This is a genomic window from Pseudomonas sp. NBRC 111124 (assembly GCF_001320245.1).
GTDB lineage: Bacteria > Pseudomonadota > Gammaproteobacteria > Pseudomonadales > Pseudomonadaceae > Aquipseudomonas.
In genome coordinates, this window is record NZ_BCBA01000045.1 from 28,086 (window position 1) to 44,039 (window position 15,954).

General features: G+C 67.3%; 13 protein-coding genes. 4 read left to right on the forward strand and 9 right to left on the reverse strand.

Going from position 1 to position 15,954, the window contains the following annotated elements:
* Positions 1-6: 6 nt before the first annotated feature.
* From APH28_RS18455 to APH28_RS18470, 4 genes are read right to left on the reverse strand one after another with little or no spacing between them, the layout of a single operon-like run.
* Positions 7-1,647 (reverse strand): DUF1302 domain-containing protein, encoded by a 1,641-nt coding sequence (locus APH28_RS18455; protein WP_060511840.1) that lies wholly within the window; start codon positions 1,645-1,647, stop codon positions 7-9.
* A gap of 44 nt (positions 1,648-1,691) precedes the next feature.
* The gene (locus APH28_RS18460) at positions 1,692-3,299 is read right to left on the reverse strand and encodes a FadD3 family acyl-CoA ligase (RefSeq protein WP_060511842.1); all 1,608 of its coding nucleotides are present in this window, start codon (positions 3,297-3,299) and stop codon (positions 1,692-1,694) included.
* A gap of 20 nt (positions 3,300-3,319) precedes the next feature.
* Positions 3,320-4,342, reverse strand: a complete 1,023-nt coding sequence (locus APH28_RS18465) for a ferredoxin--NADP reductase (protein ID WP_060511844.1) — start codon at positions 4,340-4,342, stop codon at positions 3,320-3,322.
* Between the two features lie 26 nt (positions 4,343-4,368).
* Complete coding sequence (locus APH28_RS18470) at positions 4,369-5,556, reverse strand: acyl-CoA dehydrogenase family protein (protein ID WP_060511846.1); 1,188 nt, start codon at positions 5,554-5,556, stop codon at positions 4,369-4,371.
* Positions 5,557-5,748: 192 nt separating this feature from the next.
* Between APH28_RS18470 and APH28_RS18475 the strand changes: the two genes are divergently transcribed.
* From APH28_RS18475 to dmpG, 4 genes are all read left to right on the forward strand, one after another.
* Positions 5,749-6,522 carry a glucose 1-dehydrogenase gene (locus APH28_RS18475; RefSeq protein ID WP_060511848.1) on the forward strand — a complete coding sequence of 258 codons (774 nt, stop codon included), beginning with the start codon at positions 5,749-5,751 and terminating at the stop codon, positions 6,520-6,522.
* 75 nt (positions 6,523-6,597) lie between these two features.
* The gene (locus APH28_RS18480) at positions 6,598-7,389 is read left to right on the forward strand and encodes a fumarylacetoacetate hydrolase family protein (RefSeq protein WP_060511850.1); all 792 of its coding nucleotides are present in this window, start codon (positions 6,598-6,600) and stop codon (positions 7,387-7,389) included.
* Between the two features lie 21 nt (positions 7,390-7,410).
* Positions 7,411-8,334 carry an acetaldehyde dehydrogenase (acetylating) gene (locus APH28_RS18485; protein ID WP_060511852.1) on the forward strand — a complete coding sequence of 308 codons (924 nt, stop codon included), beginning with the start codon at positions 7,411-7,413 and terminating at the stop codon, positions 8,332-8,334.
* A gap of 10 nt (positions 8,335-8,344) precedes the next feature.
* Positions 8,345-9,367 (forward strand): 4-hydroxy-2-oxovalerate aldolase, encoded by a 1,023-nt coding sequence (gene dmpG / locus APH28_RS18490; protein WP_060511854.1) that lies wholly within the window; start codon positions 8,345-8,347, stop codon positions 9,365-9,367.
* A gap of 141 nt (positions 9,368-9,508) precedes the next feature.
* On the opposite strand, the gene APH28_RS18495 is transcribed toward dmpG, so the two are convergent.
* The 5 genes from APH28_RS18495 to APH28_RS18515 all read right to left on the reverse strand — a co-directional run bounded on the left by APH28_RS18495 (position 9,509) and on the right by APH28_RS18515 (position 15,947).
* The gene (locus APH28_RS18495; RefSeq protein ID WP_060511856.1) at positions 9,509-10,342 is read right to left on the reverse strand and encodes an SDR family NAD(P)-dependent oxidoreductase; all 834 of its coding nucleotides are present in this window, start codon (positions 10,340-10,342) and stop codon (positions 9,509-9,511) included.
* Between the two features lie 12 nt (positions 10,343-10,354).
* Positions 10,355-11,122, reverse strand: a complete 768-nt coding sequence (locus APH28_RS18500; protein WP_060511858.1) for an SDR family oxidoreductase — start codon at positions 11,120-11,122, stop codon at positions 10,355-10,357.
* A 93-nt stretch (positions 11,123-11,215) separates the two neighbouring features.
* Positions 11,216-12,430, reverse strand: coding sequence for a helix-turn-helix transcriptional regulator (locus tag APH28_RS18505; RefSeq protein ID WP_256249950.1), 1,215 nt, complete (start codon positions 12,428-12,430; stop codon positions 11,216-11,218).
* A gap of 135 nt (positions 12,431-12,565) precedes the next feature.
* The gene (locus APH28_RS18510; RefSeq protein WP_060511861.1) at positions 12,566-14,968 is read right to left on the reverse strand and encodes an MMPL family transporter; all 2,403 of its coding nucleotides are present in this window, start codon (positions 14,966-14,968) and stop codon (positions 12,566-12,568) included.
* Between the two features lie 10 nt (positions 14,969-14,978).
* The gene (locus APH28_RS18515; protein WP_060511863.1) at positions 14,979-15,947 is read right to left on the reverse strand and encodes a YCF48-related protein; all 969 of its coding nucleotides are present in this window, start codon (positions 15,945-15,947) and stop codon (positions 14,979-14,981) included.
* Positions 15,948-15,954 lie beyond the last annotated feature (7 nt).

A 15,954-nucleotide genomic window follows, 5' to 3' on the forward strand; every position in this document is an offset into this window, starting at 1 on the left:
CTGGGCTCAGAAGGTGTATTTGGCGTTGAACGACAGGTAGTCGCGGTCCGCCAGCAGGCGGCCTTGGGCGACATCTGGGGAGCTGAGGTAGGCGACGTAGGTCAGGCCGACCTGAAAGTTGCCCAGGTACTTGAAGTCGCCGCCAACGGTCAGGCGCTTCTCGGCACGGCCCAGGCCCTGGTAGGCGCTGCCGTCGACGTTCTGCTGCCAGACCACCCGGGTGGTCAGGTCCAGGCCGTCGGCAATCGACGGGTAGTCCAGGTAGGCACCGACGCCGAGCAGGGTCGAGCCGCGGGTCTGGGTCTTGGACTGGAAGTCGTCGAAGCGGCCGTCGACACCGGCACCGCCGCCGCTGATGACCAGGGTGTCGACGCCCTCGATGTACTGGTGCACCACTTCACCCATGAAGGTGGTTTGCTGGGCCAGCCAGCTCGGGCCGAGGATGTACGAGGCGTTGAGGTTGCCTTGCCAGATCTGCCCGGTGGTCGGTGCGCCATTGTTCAGGTACACCGAGGCGCCGTTGCGGTAGCTCAGGTCGCCGGCGTACTGCACCGAATCACCGACCTTGGAGCTGAAGCTCACCCCGGTCAGCTCGACGTCCTCGAAGTAGCCCAGGCGGTAGGCCGGCGCCGCGCCGGTGTTCGAGCGCGCACTGATGCGCGAGTTCGACGAGTACTGGGTCTGCCCGGTGAAGTCGAAGTACAGCGAGCCGACCCGCTCGTGGTAGCGGTAATGGAACAGCCCCAGCTCGGTGTTCTCGGTGACCCGGTAGCGCACGCCCATGCCCCACTGGCCGCCGTCACGGGGCTTGACCTCGCCGGCATAATTGACGCCGGTGAAAGTCTTGTCGGGCAAGCTGTCGATCACCCCGGCATTGAGCCGGAAGAACTCCGCGCCGGGGCCGAAGGTGTCGCTGCCAAAGTAGTCGCCAACCGGGTTGAGCTGGGTCTTTTCCCAGGCGTACTGGTAGAAGCCGACCAGCGCCAGGTCTTCGTTCAGCGACCACGAGGCCGACACCTGGCCCACCGGCAGGTAGGCGTCCTTGGCCTCGGTGCCCGGTACGTTGAACTTGGTCGCGTCTACTGGCGCCTGGCCCTGGCTGATGTTGGCCCAGAACAGGCTCTCGCCCCAGGCCACCAGGTGGCGGCCGGCCTTGAGCGACAGGTACTGGGTGTCGCCCAGCGTGTAGTTGCCGTACACGTAGGCATCGAGCAGGCGCGCCTTGCTGCCGCTCAGGCGCCGGGTGTCCTCGACGAAGCCGTCAGCGCGGCCGACCTTGTTCACCGTCTGTGGCGAGTCGTTGGCGTTGCGTTCGTGGTAGACATCGTCGTAGAAGTGGCTGCCGCGGACCACGGCGCCGACATTGTCATGGCGCAGGCGCAGTTCGCCGAACAGGCTGAGGCGGTTGGTGATCAGCGAGCCGCGCTTGAAGTTGCGCGTGCCGTCGTCGTTGTTGATGTCGTTGAGGTACTGGTTGGCCTGCTTGGCGGTACGCATCGACGCCGTGTAGTTGACCGTGAGCGACGAGTCGAGGGTGGTGTCCTCGCCCAGCTCCAGTGTCGGCCCGGCACTGGCTCCGCCACTGGCCAGGCCGATGGCCACGGCCAGCCAGCGGCGCCGGGCCAGGCCCGTGTTCGCGGTAATCATGCTGCTCTCCTTTGTTGTTATTGTTTTGGTCCGTTGGCTGACACTCAGGCCTGGGCCACGGCCTGCCTCAGGTCGTTCTTGGCGACCTTGTTCGACGGGTTCAGCGGCAGTTGCGCAAAGAACCGCACCTGGCGCGGCACCTTGTAGTTGGCCATGCGCTCGCGGCTCCAGCCGATCAGCGCCTGCTCGTCGAGCTGCTGCCCCTCGCGCAACACCACGCAGGCGCAACCCACCTCGCCCATGCGCGCATCGGCAATGCCGATCACCGCCACCTGGGCAATGGCCGGGTGGGCCAGCAGCGCCGCCTCGATTTCCGCCGGGTAGCAGTTGAAGCCGCCAACGATGTACATGTCCTTGAGGCGGTCGGTGATGGCCAGGTTGCCCTGCGGGTCCAGGCGCCCGACATCGCCGGTGTGCAACCAGCCCTGGGCGTCGATCGCCTCGGCGGTGGCGGCCGGGTCCTGGAAGTAGCCCTGCATGACGTGGAAACCGCGCAGGCAGATTTCCCCGGTTTCCCCCTCGGCCACGGCTTGGTTGGCGGCATCACGGATGCTCACTTCGGTGCCGGGCAACGGCCGCCCGCTGGTGCCGGCAATTACCTCGGCCGGCGCCTGCGGGTCACACAGGGTGGCCAGGCCACCGCACTCGGTCAGGCCATAGGCGGTGGTCACCACGCTGAAGCCCAGCTCGTTGCGCATGCGTTCGATCAGGCTCGGCGGGATGCTCGCCGAGCCGGTCACGGCGATGCGCAGGCTGGACAGGTCGGTTTCGGCCAGGCGTGGGTGGGCCAGCAGCGACAGGTACAGGGTCGGCGCACCGGGCAGCACGCTGATGCGCTCGCGGGCAATGCGCTGGAACACCGCCTCGGCATCGAACACTGCGTGCGGCAGGATGGTCGCCCCGGCGATCAGGCAGGTCAGCCAGCCGGCCTTGTAGCCAAAGGCGTGAAAGAACGGGTTGACGATCAGGTAGCGGTCGCCCGGCACCAGCCCCAGCACCCGCACGTACTCGGCAAAGGCCCGCAGATTCTGGCCATGGGCGCTCATCACGCCCTTGGGCTTGCCGGTGGTGCCCGAGGTGAACAGCAGGTCGCAGATCGACTCTGGCTGGATGCTCAGGGCCCGGCGCCTGGCCGTCAGCGGCTCGATGGTGGCGGCGCCGAGCAGAAAACGCTCATGGCTCAGGTCGTGAGCGGCGGCAGGCTGATCGCTGGCGAAGATCACCTGGTGCTCCAGGGTCGCCGGGCGATGGGGCGCCAGCAGCGCCGGGTAGTCGACGTCGAGGAAGCGCTGTTGCACGAACAGCACCCGGCAGCCACTGCGGGCCAGCACGTCGGCGGCCTCGGCGCCTTTCATGCGGGTGTTGACCGGCACCAGCACCGCGCCGGCGCAGTGGATGCCCAACGCAGCGAGGATCCACTCGCGGCTGTTGGGCGCCCACAGCCCGACCCGGTCGCCCGGCTGGATGCCCAGCGCCATCAGCCCGCGGGTCACCTGCAGCACCTGCTCCGGCAGGTCGGCGTAGTCCAGGCATTGGCCGTGCTCTTCGATGGCGACATGGCCGGCAAAGCGCTGTGCGCTGTCGAACAGCAGACGGGCGATGGTGGCCGGCGCAGCGGCCGACGCTTGGGGGATAGCGAAGTTCGGATTCATGCAAGGCTCACTCATCGGCATCACTCGGGAAAGCGGATACGCAGCACCGGGCTGGTGGGCACGGCCTGGCAGGCCAGGATCCAGCCTTCGGCCAGCTCGTCGGCATCCAGGGCATCGTTGTGCAGCAACTCGACTGCGCCGCTCTCCAGGGTGCACATGCACGAGGCGCAACCGCCCACTCGGCAGGCGCTGGGCGGTTCGAGGCCGGCGCGCTGCATGGCATCGAGCAGGGTCTCGCCGCTGGCGCAGTCCAGTTGGTGGTCTTCGCCGTCCAGGCGCACTGCCAGCTGCGCGGCCATCGCCGCCTCGCTGTGGCTGGCCTGGGGCAGCTCGCCTTCGCCTGGCAGCGAGACGAAGCGCTCCACATGCACACGGGCGCTGGGCATGCCGAGGCTGGCCAGCGCCTGCACGGCGGCGTCCATGAACGGGCCCGGGCCGCAGATGAACGCCTGGGCATCGACCATTGGCCGAGCCAGTTCGGCCAGCTGCGCCACGGCCGGCACGCCCTGCACCGAGTCGAGCCAGTGCACCACCTGCAGGCGCTGGGGGTGGGCCGCTGCGAGGAAGCGCAGTTCGTCGCGGAAGATCACTGACTGTTCGTCGCGGTTGGCATAGATCAGCAGCACCCGCCCCTGCCCGGCCAGCAGCGCCGAACGCAGGATCGACAGCACCGGCGTGACGCCGCTGCCGCCGCCGAACAGCAGCAGGTCGCCTTGCAGGTCGCGGGGCACGAACACCCCGGCCGGCGGCAGCACCTGCAGGGTCTGGCCTTCCTGCAGCTCTTCGCACAACCAGTTGGAGGCGCGCCCGTCACGCACCCGCTTCACGGTCACCCGCAGCGGTTCATCGAGCAGCGGCGTACTCGACAGCGAATAGCAGCGCGGCAGCCAGCCACCGTCATACGGCACACGCAGGGTCAGGAACTGGCCGGGTTTGTAGTGAAAGCGCTCGGCCAGCGACGCAGGCACGTCGAACACCAGTGACCGGGCATCGGCGGTTTCCTCGATCACCCGCGCCACACGCAAGGCAAGATAGTCATTCATGGTTCAGGTACTCGCTGTCACCTGGCTCAGACGAACGGGTCCGGGTTGGGCAGGCCCAGCTGCACCGCGCCGAAGCTGCGCCCGTAGGCCATGAAGTTGTTGGCGATATGCCCGCGCGCCTGGTGCAGGTCGCGGAACAGCCGCGCCACCGGGTTGCTGTTGTACAGGCCCGAGGCCGCCATGCTGCGCAGCAGGTCGCTGATGCGCTCGGCGCAGATGTTGGTGACGTAGGACGACTGGTAGCGGTACAGCAGGCGCGTTTCGGTGTCCGGGTATTCGCCGGCGCGGGCCAGTTGCATCAGGTGTTCGTAGTTGCGTTCCAGCACCAGCTTGAGGCTGTCGACGGTAATCACCGCCTCGGCCACTGCGGTTTGCGCGACCGGGTCGTCGGCGGTACGTGCACCGTGCTTGCCGATGTGCTGGGCGGCGTTGTCGCGGAAGGTATTGATCGCCCCTTGCAAGGCGCCGATGGCCGAGGTCGAGACCGCACGGGAGAACACCTGGGCGAAGGGGATCGCGTAGATCGGGTTGGTGTTCACCAGGCGCCCCGGGGTCGCCTCGATCTGCCAGTTGTTGGTGCGCTGCACGCGATGCGCCGGAACGAAGGCGTCCTCGACCACGATGTCGTGGCTGCCGGTGCCGCGCAGGCCGAGCACATCCCAGTTAGGCTCGATGCGGTAGTCGGCGCGTGGTAGCAGGAAGGTGCCGTGCTCGCTGGCAAAGTCACCGTGGGCCGGCAGGATGCCGCCGAGCAGCACCCACTGGCAGTGTTCGCTGCCGCTGGAGAAGCCCCAGCGCCCGCTGATGCGGTAGCCGCCCGGTACCACGCTGACCTTGGCTGCCGGCATATAGGTCGAGGAAATCAGCGCACCGTGGTCCTGCTCCCAGACCTCGCGCTGCGCCTCGATCGGGTAACGCGCCACCTGCCACGGGTGCACGCCCATCACGCCGTAAACCCAGGCGGTCGACATGCAGCCTTCACCGAGGATCATCTGGATTTCGAAGAAGGTCCGCGGGTCCACTTCGTAGCCGCCAAAGGCCCGGGGTTGCAGGGCGCGCAGCAGGCCGGCCGATTGCAGCTCAGCGATGGTCTGGTCGGGGATGCGCAGGTCGCGCTCGGCCTGCGCTGCACGTTCCTTGAGCTGCGGCAGCATGCGCCGCGCACGTTCGATCAGTTCGACTTCTTCCTGGGTCTTTTCTCGCAAGCTGTGCATCACTGGTCTCTCCCGGTCTCGCTGCGCCACTGCGCGAGCTGGGATCGATCATCGGGGCGGCCAGGCAATCGATCATCGTCAAAGCGGACTAGTGCCGACGCGCCCTGGGCGCTAGTCCGTTGAGACGATGCCGGTGGCCGGCGGCATGACCATAGTCGGTGCCATCGACAGCCCTGATAAGGAGAGACCGTCATGAGCATCCTGCAGCGATTCCGTCTCGACGGCGGCGTGGCCATCGTCACCGGCAGCGGCCGGGGTATAGGCCGGGCCATTGCCCTGGCCTATGCCGAAGCAGGCGCCGACGTGGTGTGCGCTGCCCGTTCGCTGGACGATGTCCAGGCCGTGGCTGAGGAAGTGCGTGCGCTGGGCCGCAACGGCCTGGCCTTCGCCTGCGATGTCAACGACGCCGAGCAGCGCCAGGCGCTGGTGCGCCAGAGCCACGAGCACCTCGGGTGCATCACCCACCTGGTCAACAATGTCGGCGGTGGTGGCCCCAATGACCCGCTGGGCCTGAGCCCGGAGCAGTTCGACGAGATCCTGCGCTTCAACGTGTCCAGCGCCTACGCGTTCTGCCAGCTGTGCGTGCCGCTGATGCGCGACGCCGGTGGCGGCAACATTGTCAACATAAGCTCCGTGGCGGCGCGCTATTCGCAACGCCACTTCAGCGCTTATGGCACGGCCAAGGCGGCGCTCAGCCACCTGACCCGCCTGCTGGCCCAGGACTTCGCGCCGCAGGTACGGGTCAACGCGGTGGCCCCCGGCCCGACCCTCACCGACGCGCTGAACAGCGTGATGCCGGCGGCCATGCGCCAGGCCATGGAGGCCAACACCCCGCTCAAGTGCCTGGGCAGCCCCGAAGACATCGCCGCCGCCGCGCTGTACCTGGCCTCGCCGGCTTCGGCCTGGGTCACCGGCAAGATCATCGACGTCGACGGCGGTGCCGACTCCAGCGTCTGGGTCGGCTGACCAGCCTTTTCTCAAGCCGGCCACCCTTTTGCTCGGGCCGGCTTTTTTTATTCCTGAAAGCAAGAGACTCCAGCCATGGACGCCCATCTGATCACCGCGCTCGGCGACGAGCTGTTCGCCGCCCTGCGTGGCCGCCATACCCTGCAACCGCTGACCCGCCGCTACCCTGAGCTGACCCTCGACCAGGCCTACCGTATCTCGCTGGCCTTCCTGCAGCGCCGCGAAGCCTTGGGCGAGCGTGTGGTCGGCAAGAAGATCGGCGTGACCAGCCGCGCCGTGCAGGAAATGCTCGACGTGCACCAGCCGGACTTCGGCTTTCTTACCGACGCCATGCAGGTCGAGGACGGCAGCGAGGTCAGCCTGGCCCGGCACCAGCTGATCCAGCCGCGTGCCGAAGGCGAAATCGCCTTCATCCTCGGCGAAGACCTGCACGGCCCTGGCATCAGCGCCGAGGATGTACTGGCCGCCACGCAGTGGGTGATGCCGTGCTTCGAGATCGTCGACTCGCGCATCGACAACTGGCAGATCCGCATCCAGGACACCGTGGCCGACAACGCCTCGTGCGGCGTGTTCGCCCTCGGCACGCAACGCCTCGACCCGCGCACGCTGGACCTGGCCAAGGTGCAGATGCAGCTGCTGAAGAACGGCGAGCCGGCCGGCAGCGGCCTCGGTTCGGCGGTCCAGGGCCACCCCTGCGCAGCGGTGGCCTGGCTGGCCAACACCCTGGGCGAACTGGGCATCCCGTTCCGCCGTGGCGAAATCATTCTTTCCGGCGCCCTGGCGCCGCTGGTGCCGGTGACCGCCGGCGACCGTATCAGCCTGAGCATGAGCGGGTTGGGCCAGTCCAGCCTGCGCTTCGTGCCCTGACCTTTGCGTGGAGCGTTGAACATGAGCAAGAAAATCCGATGTGCGTTGATCGGGCCGGGCAACATCGGCACCGACCTGCTGTACAAACTCAAGCGCAGCGACGTGCTGGAGCCGGTCTGGATGGTCGGCATCGATGCCAGCTCCGAAGGCCTGACACGGGCCCGCGAGCTGGGCCTTAAAACCACCGCCGACGGCGTCGATGGCCTGTTGCCGCACGTGCTGGACGACAACATCCAGATCGCCTTCGATGCTACCTCTGCCTACGTGCACGCGCAGAACAGCCAGAAGCTCAACGCCCTGGGCGTGCTGATGATCGACCTGACGCCGGCGGCCATTGGCCCCTACTGCGTGCCGCCGGTCAACCTCAAGGCCAACCTCGGGCGGGGGGTGATGAACGTCAACATGGTCACCTGCGGCGGCCAGGCGACCATCCCGCTGGTGGCGGCGGTGTCCAGCGTGCAGCCGGTGGCCTATGCCGAGATCATCGCCACCGCCGCATCGAAATCGGTAGGCCCGGGCACGCGCAAGAACATCGACGAATTCACCCGCACCACCGCCAGCGCCGTGGAGCAGGTCGGCGGCGCCCGCCAGGGCAAGGCGATCATCATCATCAACCCGGCCGAGCCGCCGCTGATCATGCGCGATACCGTGCACTGCCTGACCGACGACGAGCCGGACCAACCAGCGATCCGCGCCGCGATCGAGGCGATGATCGAACAGGTGCAGCGCTACGTGCCGGGCTACCGCCTGGTCAACGGCCCGGTGTTCGACGGCAAGCGCGTGTCGATCTTCATGGAGGTGGAAGGCCTGGGCGACTACCTGCCGCGCTACGCCGGCAACCTCGACATCATGACGGCAGCAGCGGCGCGTACCGCCGAGCTGTACGCCGAAGCAATCCTCAAGGGCGAGCTGGTGCTGCGCCCTGCCCCCACTGCCCTGGCCTAAGGAGCCGACCATGGACCTCAACGGCAAACGCATCACCGTACATGACATGTGCCTGCGCGACGGCATGCACCCCAAGCGCCACCAGATCAGCCTCGACGAAATGCAACGCATCGCCTGCGGCCTGGATGCCGCCGGGGTGCCGCTGATCGAAGTGACCCACGGCGATGGCCTGGGCGGCAGCTCGGTCAACTATGGCTTCCCCGCGCACAGTGACGAGGCCTACCTGTCGGCGGTGATCCCGCTGATGAAGCAGGCCAAGGTCTCGGCACTGCTGCTGCCGGGCATCGGCACGGTAGAGCACCTGAAGATGGCCCACGGCCTGGGCGTGAGCACCTTGCGGGTGGCCACCCACTGCACCGAGGCCGATGTCAGCGAACAGCACATTGCCCATGCCCGGCACTTGGGCATGGACACCGTGGGCTTCTTGATGATGGCGCACATGAACAGCCCCGAAGGCCTGGCCAGCCAGGGCAAGCTGATGGAGAGTTTTGGTGCCAACTGCATTTACCTGACCGATTCGGCGGGCTACCTGTTGCCGCACCAGGTCAGCGAGCGGGTGGCGGCGATGCGTGCCGCGCTGCGCCCGGAGACCGAGATCGGCTTCCATGGCCACCACAACCTGTCGATGGGCGTGGCCAACTCGATTGCCGCGATCGCCGCTGGGGCCAGCCGTATCGACGCGGCCTGCGCGGGGTTGGGTGCCGGCGCCGGGAATACGCCGATGGAGGTGCTGGTAGCGGTGTGCAAGCGCATGGGGATCGAGACTGGCGTGGATGTGTTCGCCATCCAGGACGTGGCCGAGGACCTGGTGGTACCGATCATGGACTTCCCCATCCGCAGTGACCGCGATGCGCTGACCATGGGGTATGCCGGGGTGTATGGCTCGTTCCTGCTGTTTGCCAAGCGGGCCGAGCAGAAGTATGGGGTTTCGGCGCGGGAGATCCTGGTGGAGATGGGCCGGCGCGGGATGGTCGGCGGGCAGGAAGACATGATTGAAGATACGGCGATGACCCTGGCCAAGCGCAGGGCCTGAAGCTACTCGGAGGATGGCACCGGCTTCGCCGGTGTTCGCGGCTAAAGCCGCTCCCACAGGATCCCTGCTAAATCAGCAAGTCATGTGCAGTTCTGTAGGAGCGGGCTTGCCCCGCGAACACCGGCGAAGCCGGTGCCATCCTCACCGCCAGTCGGCGACGATCTTATGTTCCAGGGCCAAGGACTGAGCTGCCACCGTCCGCCGCTGGTACTGCGGCGCCTGCGGATCCGTCGCCAGCCACACCATCACCGCCGCCGGCACCTCAGGCGGTGCACTGCCGGCGCGCAAGGCAATCACTCCCTGCTCGCCAATGGTCACCTTCAACGCCTCGGTGGTCACCACCCCAGGGTTCAGGGTATAGGCACGAATCCCCCGCTCGCCCAGCTCGGTCGACAGAATGCCCGACAACCGCGACACCGCTGCCTTGCCAGCACCATAGGCATAACCCCAGCCGCCCTTGTCCGCCGCCACTGGCGGGTCGCTCTCGCCGGCGCCGGAGGTGACGTTGATCACCACCCCGCCGCCCTGCCCCAACATTCGCTGCACCACCGCCTGGGTCAGCAGCAAGGGCGTGAGGATATAGCCCTTGAACATCCGCTCCAAGGTCTCCGGCTGCAGCGCCAGAAAGGTCGAATTGAGGTCGTTGCCCTGGTAGATGGCATTGTTCACCAGCACATCGATACGCCCGTACTCGGCCAGCACCGCCGCACAAGCCTGCTCGGCCGTGGCGCTGTCGAGCAGGTCCATCGGTACCACCAGGGCGCGTGCGCCCAGCGCCCGGATTGCCTCGGCAGTGCCATTGAGGCTGCCGGCCAGCGGAGCACCTGCGGCATCGCGCAGGGCGTGCTGATGCTGCTCGCCCTCCTCGAGCGTACGTGCGCTGATCGCCACGTCGTAACCGGCGCGGGCAAACGCCAGCGCCGCCGCACGGCCGATGCCACGGCTGGCACCGGTAATGAAGGCCACTTTGTTCATAGGGAGTCCTTGTCAGAAACGCGGCGCACGCACCATCGCGTCCATGCCGCCGTCGATGAATACCACGCTGCCATGGACGAACTGCGCTTGCTCGGACTGCAGGAACGCCACCAGCGCAGCGATCTCTTCCGGGCGCCCGGCGCGCCCCAGCGGCGCGACGAACTCGCGCACCGCCTTGCCAAAGCGCGCATCGTCCAGCGACGCCTGGTGCAGCGGGGTCTGCACCGCGCCCGGCGCCACCACGTTCAGGCGCATGCCACGCTGGCCCCAGGCCGACGCCAGGCTGCGGGCATGCTGGGTGATGGCATATTTGGAACAGGCATAGGCCACATGGGGCTGGCCCAGGCCATTGGCCAGGTCCAACGCCCGCGCTTCGTCGCCGTCGAGCATGGCGCCAGTCATCGCCTGCTGCTCGGCGCCTGGCTGGGTGGCGGCCACCGAGCCGATCACCAGTGCCGCCGGGTTGCGCCCGCGCGCCAGGGCGCCTTGCAAGCCTTCGAGCAACTGGCTCACGCCAAAGTAGTTGACCGCCAGGATCAACCCGCAGGACGGCGCGGTCACGCCAACCCCGGCGCAAGAGACCAGGCCATCGAGCACCCCGCCGCTGCGTTCGAGCACTTCGGCAATTGCCGCCGCCCGCCCTTGCTCGGTAGCAAGGTCGGCCACCACCTCGGCATCGGCACGGTCGATACCGATGACTTCATGACCCGCCGCGCGCAATGCCGCGGCAACGGCGGCACCAATGCCCGAGGCACTGCCGCTGATAGCTGTAACAGACATGATCGATCTCCAGGATAGGTCGGTGCAGTATCGGCAGAACGCCAGCGCGCCAGCATCGTCCTTGCGGACTACGGCTGGCGCCCTGGATGCACCTCAGGCTCGGCGCGCCACGGCCAGTTGCGGCAGCGGCACCTTGAGGCGCTCGGGCGCCTTCAGCACCACCTTGGGCTTGCCAAGGGCGACCACGCTGTTGAGCAGGATACGCACCAGCTCGGTCTGCCGGCGCACGCCGGTCTTGGAGAAGATCGAGCGCAAGTGCGCCCGCGCGGTGTTGCGGCGGATGTTCAGCGCCTCGGCGGCCTCCTCCAGAGACAGGCCGTTGGCCAGCTCCATGGCAAGCGCGGTTTCGGCGCGGGTCAGGTTGAACAGTTGCTTGGTCACCACTTCGCTGGCCAGCGACTTGCTCGCTGCATCACGGATGTACACCAGCGCCGCCGGCTTGCCGCGCTCGTCGGCCCAGTCCAGCGAGGGGATCGGCTCGACCACCAGGCCAAGGTTGACCAGGCCCGAGGGGCGGGTCACCGACATGGCTTCGGCGCCCTTGGGCGCATCCGCAGAAAAGGCCGCGCGAATCAACCGCTGCAGCTCGCGGTTGTCGCTCGGGTAGGTCGCCTCCAGACGCCCGCCCACCAGCTTCAGGCCGTCGGCGCTGGCGAGGATCTCCTGGGCCACCGGGTTGACCCGCAGTACGCTGCCGCTCTCGTCCAGCACCAGGGTGGCCACCGACAGGCGGCTGATGGCCTGGGAATAGAGCTCGCTGAGCGATTCGCTGCGGTCGAGCAGGTTGTGCACCTGCAGGGCCCGGCGCAGGTGCGGCAGGAACATCCCGCACAGGGCGCGCTCATCGGCCGAGAAATTCGGCTCGCGTTGGGAGCGGGTGATGCGAAAACGCAGCTTGCCGCCATCGGGTGTGGAAATGTCGGCGCCCATCACGTGGTACACGTCCTGCTGGCTGCAGAACATCTTGAAGTAGGCACTGCGCTCCCACTCGGCCGGGGTCATGACGTCGTCGACCGTGAACACATGGTCCGGCGGCTGGTTGGTGAAGGGCGTGTTGGTTTGCGGGTAAGTCATGTAGGTGACGTCACCGGCCCCTTCGATGTCGCCGGAGATGATCATCACGCCCATGTCCGGCTGGTCGGGCACGCGCAGGATCAGGGTGGCGTAGTTGGCGGCATACAGGGTGCGAAAGCTGGTCAGCGCACGGGCCATCAGCTTGGGGTCGAGGGCGCCTTCATAGACTTCACCGACCAGGCGATCGAAGGTTGTCAGGTCGCAGCCGAGTCGGGCCAGCGCATCATGGGTCAAGACAGCTCCACAGTCTTCTCCTCGCTCGGGCAGGCATTGGCCTACCCTTTCTTATTTTTATTTGGCGATGTGGCCGCGGCACAGTCTCGCTGGCCGCCCTGGCGCCGACAATAGGGGCGCCGGGGTTATTTTGTATTACCGGATATCTCCTGCGCCTTCGCCCACCAGCACCGCCCTGGGCGCCGCCTGCCGGGCGACCAACGGTCGCCCGCGGTTGAACCACGCCGCCAGTGCCGGGAGCAGGAAGATCGCCCCCAGCACGTTGACCAGAAACATGAACGACAGCAGCACGCCCATGTCGGCCTGGAATTTCAACGGTGCGAATGCCCAGGTGCACACGCCGATCGACATGGTCAGGGCAGTGAACACCGCCGCCGTGCCGCGCTGGCACATGGCCCGGTAGAACGCCTCGCGCAGGTCGGCGCCGGCGGTCATCTCGTGCTGGATGCGTTCGTACAGGTAGATGCCGTAGTCCACGCCGACCCCGACGCCCAGGGCCATCACCGGCAAGGTAGCCACTTTCAGGCCGATACCGAGCATGGCCATCAGCGCGTTGCACAGGATCGCGACGATGGCCAGGGGCACGAGGATGCACAGCACCGCCCGCAGCGAGAAGAAGGTCAGCCAGCAGAACAGCGCCACCGAGCCAAACAGCGCCGCCAGCATGGTCACTTCGGCGCGCTTGACCGCCTCGTTAGAGGCCGCCATGACTCCAACGTTGCCACCGGCCAGGAGGAAGTCGACCTTTGGCGTGCGCACGTCGGCGATGATCCGCCGCGCTTCGCCGATGGCGTGGCTGATGGTGGCGCCTTCGTGGTCGGCCAGAAACACCAGGATCTGCATCTGCTGGCAGCCTTCGGTGACCAGCCCGTCGTCCGGCATGTAGGCCCGTGCCCCCTGGCTCAGGCCACGGGCCGAGCCCGGGATGGCCGCCCAGCGCGGGTTGCCTTCGTTGTTGCCGGCGATCACCCGCTTGCCCATGCCGGCCACGCTCTGCACCGACTGCACGCCATTGACCGCACGCATGCGGAAGTCGAAGGCCTCGACCGCGCGCATCACCTCCGGCGACAGGCAGCCTTCCTCGACGCCCTTGACCTCGACGAACACCGACAGCACATCCAGGCCGATCGAATAACTGCCGATGATCCGCGCGTTGTCCTGGTTGTAACGCGAGTCGCCGCGCAGCTCTGGCGCCCCGGCGCCGATATCGCCCACCGCCAGCTCCCGGGCCTTCCAGGCGCCGCCCACCAGCAGCGCCAGGCTCACGGCGAACACCGCCAGCGCCGGGCCCGGCTCGGCCAGCGCCGACAGCCGCCACCACAGGCGATGGCGCCCGGCCTCACGGGCCTGGGCCCGCTGCAGCGCGGCAGGCTCCAGGCGCAGCCAGGAGAGGATGATCGGCAGCATCAGCTTGTTGGTGATGATCATCAACATCACCCCGATACAGGCAGTGACCCCCAGTTCATGCACGATGGGGATGTCGATCAGCATGATCACGGCAAAGCCCAGGGCGTTCATCAGCAAGGCCAGCGAACCGGGGATGAAGATCTTGCAGAACGCCGAGTGCGCCGCCTGCCGGGCACTGGCCCCGGCCACCACGTCCTGCTTCCAGGCATTGGTCATCTGCACCGCGTGGGACACACCGATGGAGAAGATCAGGAACGGCACCAGGATCGACATCGGGTCGATGCCCAGCCCCAGCAGCGGCAGCAGGCCCAGCAGCCACACCACCGGCAGCAGCGCCACCACCAGCGCGACCAGGGTCAGGCGCCAGGAACGGGCATACAGCCACAGCAGCAGCGCGGTGATGGCGAACGCGATGACGAAGAAACCGATCACCGTGTTCAGGCCTTCGACCACATCGCCGACCAGCTTGGCAAAGCCCACCACGCTGATCTCGATGTCGTCGCTGGCGTACTTCTGGCGCAGTGCCTCAAGGCGTTTGGCGACCTCGACATAGTCCACCGCCTTGCCGGTCTGCGGGTCGATGTCCTGCAGGTCGGCACGCACCATCGCCGACTTCAGGTCGTTGGCGATCAGCCGGCCGATCTGCCCGGAGGCCGCGGCGTTGCTGCGCACCTGGGCCAGGTCCGCGGCGCTGCCATTGAAGCGCGGCGGCACCACCACGTCGCCGTAGAAGCCTTCCTCGGTGATTTCGATGTAGCGCACGTTGGCGGTGAACAGCGAAGTGACACTGGCGCGGTTGACCCCGGAGATGAAGAACACGTCATCGGTGACCTTGCGCAGGGTGTCGAGGAACTGCGCGTTGTACAGGTCGCCCTCGCCCTTCCAGCGCACGCTGACCAGGAAGCGGTTGGCGCCGGTGAAGTACTGGCTGAAGCGCAGGAAATTCACCATATAGTCGTGGCGCACCGGGATCTGCTTGTTGAAGCCCGGGTCCAGCTGGGTGTGAGTCGCGCTGTAGCCCAGGCCCAGGGTCAACAGCACGAACAGCAACAGCAGGCCTTTGCGGCCCTTCATCAACGCCTGGGCAGTGGCCTCCACGCAGCGCGCGGTTCGGGTGTCTGCTCTTTTCATGGTTTGCCTCTCATTTGCCCAGCGTGGCGAGGTTGCCCGCGCTGGCGTCGAAAACCCCTTGCTCACCGCCCAGCAGCAGCCGTGAGCCCACCATTACCGCCGACGTCAGCGTGCCGTGCCCGGCCAGGCGCGTGGCGCTGGCCAGTTCACCGCGCCCGTCCAGGCGCACCAGCGAGCCACCGGCACCGACGATCAGCAGGCCACCGCCCGGCAGGCGGGTATGGCCGTACAGCGGCAGCGCATTGCCAAGCTCGAGCTGGCGCCAATGCCCACCGAAGTCGTGGCTGACGAACACATGCCCGCGCATGCCGTAGGTCACCCAGTCGTTGCTGCTCAGGCGCACGACGCCGAACAGCGAGCCGCTGTAGAACGCCGGCAGCGCTTGCCACTGCCCGCCGCCATCACGGCTGCGCAGCACCAGGCCCTGCTCGCCGACCAGCATGCGCCGGCCATCGTTGCCACCGTCCATGCCGTTGAGGTGGGCGCTGTCGACCTCCAGCGCCAACGGCTGCCAGGTCGCCCCGGCATCCATCGACTGGTAGAACTTGCCGAAGCTGCCATAGGCCAGCACCCGCTCGGCACCGGCCGCCCACACCCCCAGCAGCGGCTCGCCGAGCTGGTCGTCGTGGCGCACCTCGTGCCAGTGCTGGCCGGCGTCGTCGGAGCGCAGGATCCAGCCGTCATGGCCGACCGCAAGCAGGCGCTGGCGATCGAGAGCCACCAGGGCGGTCAGCGCGACCTCGCGCTGCGGCTCGACCACCGCCGGTTGCCAGCTGACGCCCTGGTCGTCGCTGAACAGGATGCTGCCGCGCTCGCCCACCGCCAGCACGCGGGTGTCGAGGTCGAGCAAGGCGTTGACCTGAACCCGGTCGGCGCGCAGCGGGTCGTCGGCGAAGGTAGCTTCGGGGCGTGGCAGGAAGGTAAAGACGATGGTCAGGCCGACGAACAGGCAGACCAGGTAGCCGATCACCGAGCGCATGGGCATC

Excerpts from the sequence above, each read along its gene's own strand:
- APH28_RS18455 (WP_060511840.1), bottom strand. The coding sequence starts at position 1,647 with ATGATTACCGCGAACACGGGCCTGGCCCGGCGCCGCTGGCTGGCCGTG.
- APH28_RS18460 (WP_060511842.1), bottom strand. The coding sequence starts at position 3,299 with ATGAATCCGAACTTCGCTATCCCCCAAGCGTCGGCCGCTGCGCCGGCC.
- APH28_RS18465 (WP_060511844.1), bottom strand. The coding sequence starts at position 4,342 with ATGAATGACTATCTTGCCTTGCGTGTGGCGCGGGTGATCGAGGAAACC.
- APH28_RS18470 (WP_060511846.1), bottom strand. The coding sequence starts at position 5,556 with ATGCACAGCTTGCGAGAAAAGACCCAGGAAGAAGTCGAACTGATCGAA.
- APH28_RS18475 (WP_060511848.1), top strand. The coding sequence starts at position 5,749 with ATGAGCATCCTGCAGCGATTCCGTCTCGACGGCGGCGTGGCCATCGTC.
- APH28_RS18480 (WP_060511850.1), top strand. The coding sequence starts at position 6,598 with ATGGACGCCCATCTGATCACCGCGCTCGGCGACGAGCTGTTCGCCGCC.
- APH28_RS18485 (WP_060511852.1), top strand. The coding sequence starts at position 7,411 with ATGAGCAAGAAAATCCGATGTGCGTTGATCGGGCCGGGCAACATCGGC.
- dmpG (WP_060511854.1), top strand. The coding sequence starts at position 8,345 with ATGGACCTCAACGGCAAACGCATCACCGTACATGACATGTGCCTGCGC.
- APH28_RS18495 (WP_060511856.1), bottom strand. The coding sequence starts at position 10,342 with ATGAACAAAGTGGCCTTCATTACCGGTGCCAGCCGTGGCATCGGCCGT.
- APH28_RS18500 (WP_060511858.1), bottom strand. The coding sequence starts at position 11,122 with ATGTCTGTTACAGCTATCAGCGGCAGTGCCTCGGGCATTGGTGCCGCC.
- APH28_RS18510 (WP_060511861.1), bottom strand. The coding sequence starts at position 14,968 with ATGAAAAGAGCAGACACCCGAACCGCGCGCTGCGTGGAGGCCACTGCC.
- APH28_RS18515 (WP_060511863.1), bottom strand. The coding sequence starts at position 15,947 with ATGCGCTCGGTGATCGGCTACCTGGTCTGCCTGTTCGTCGGCCTGACC.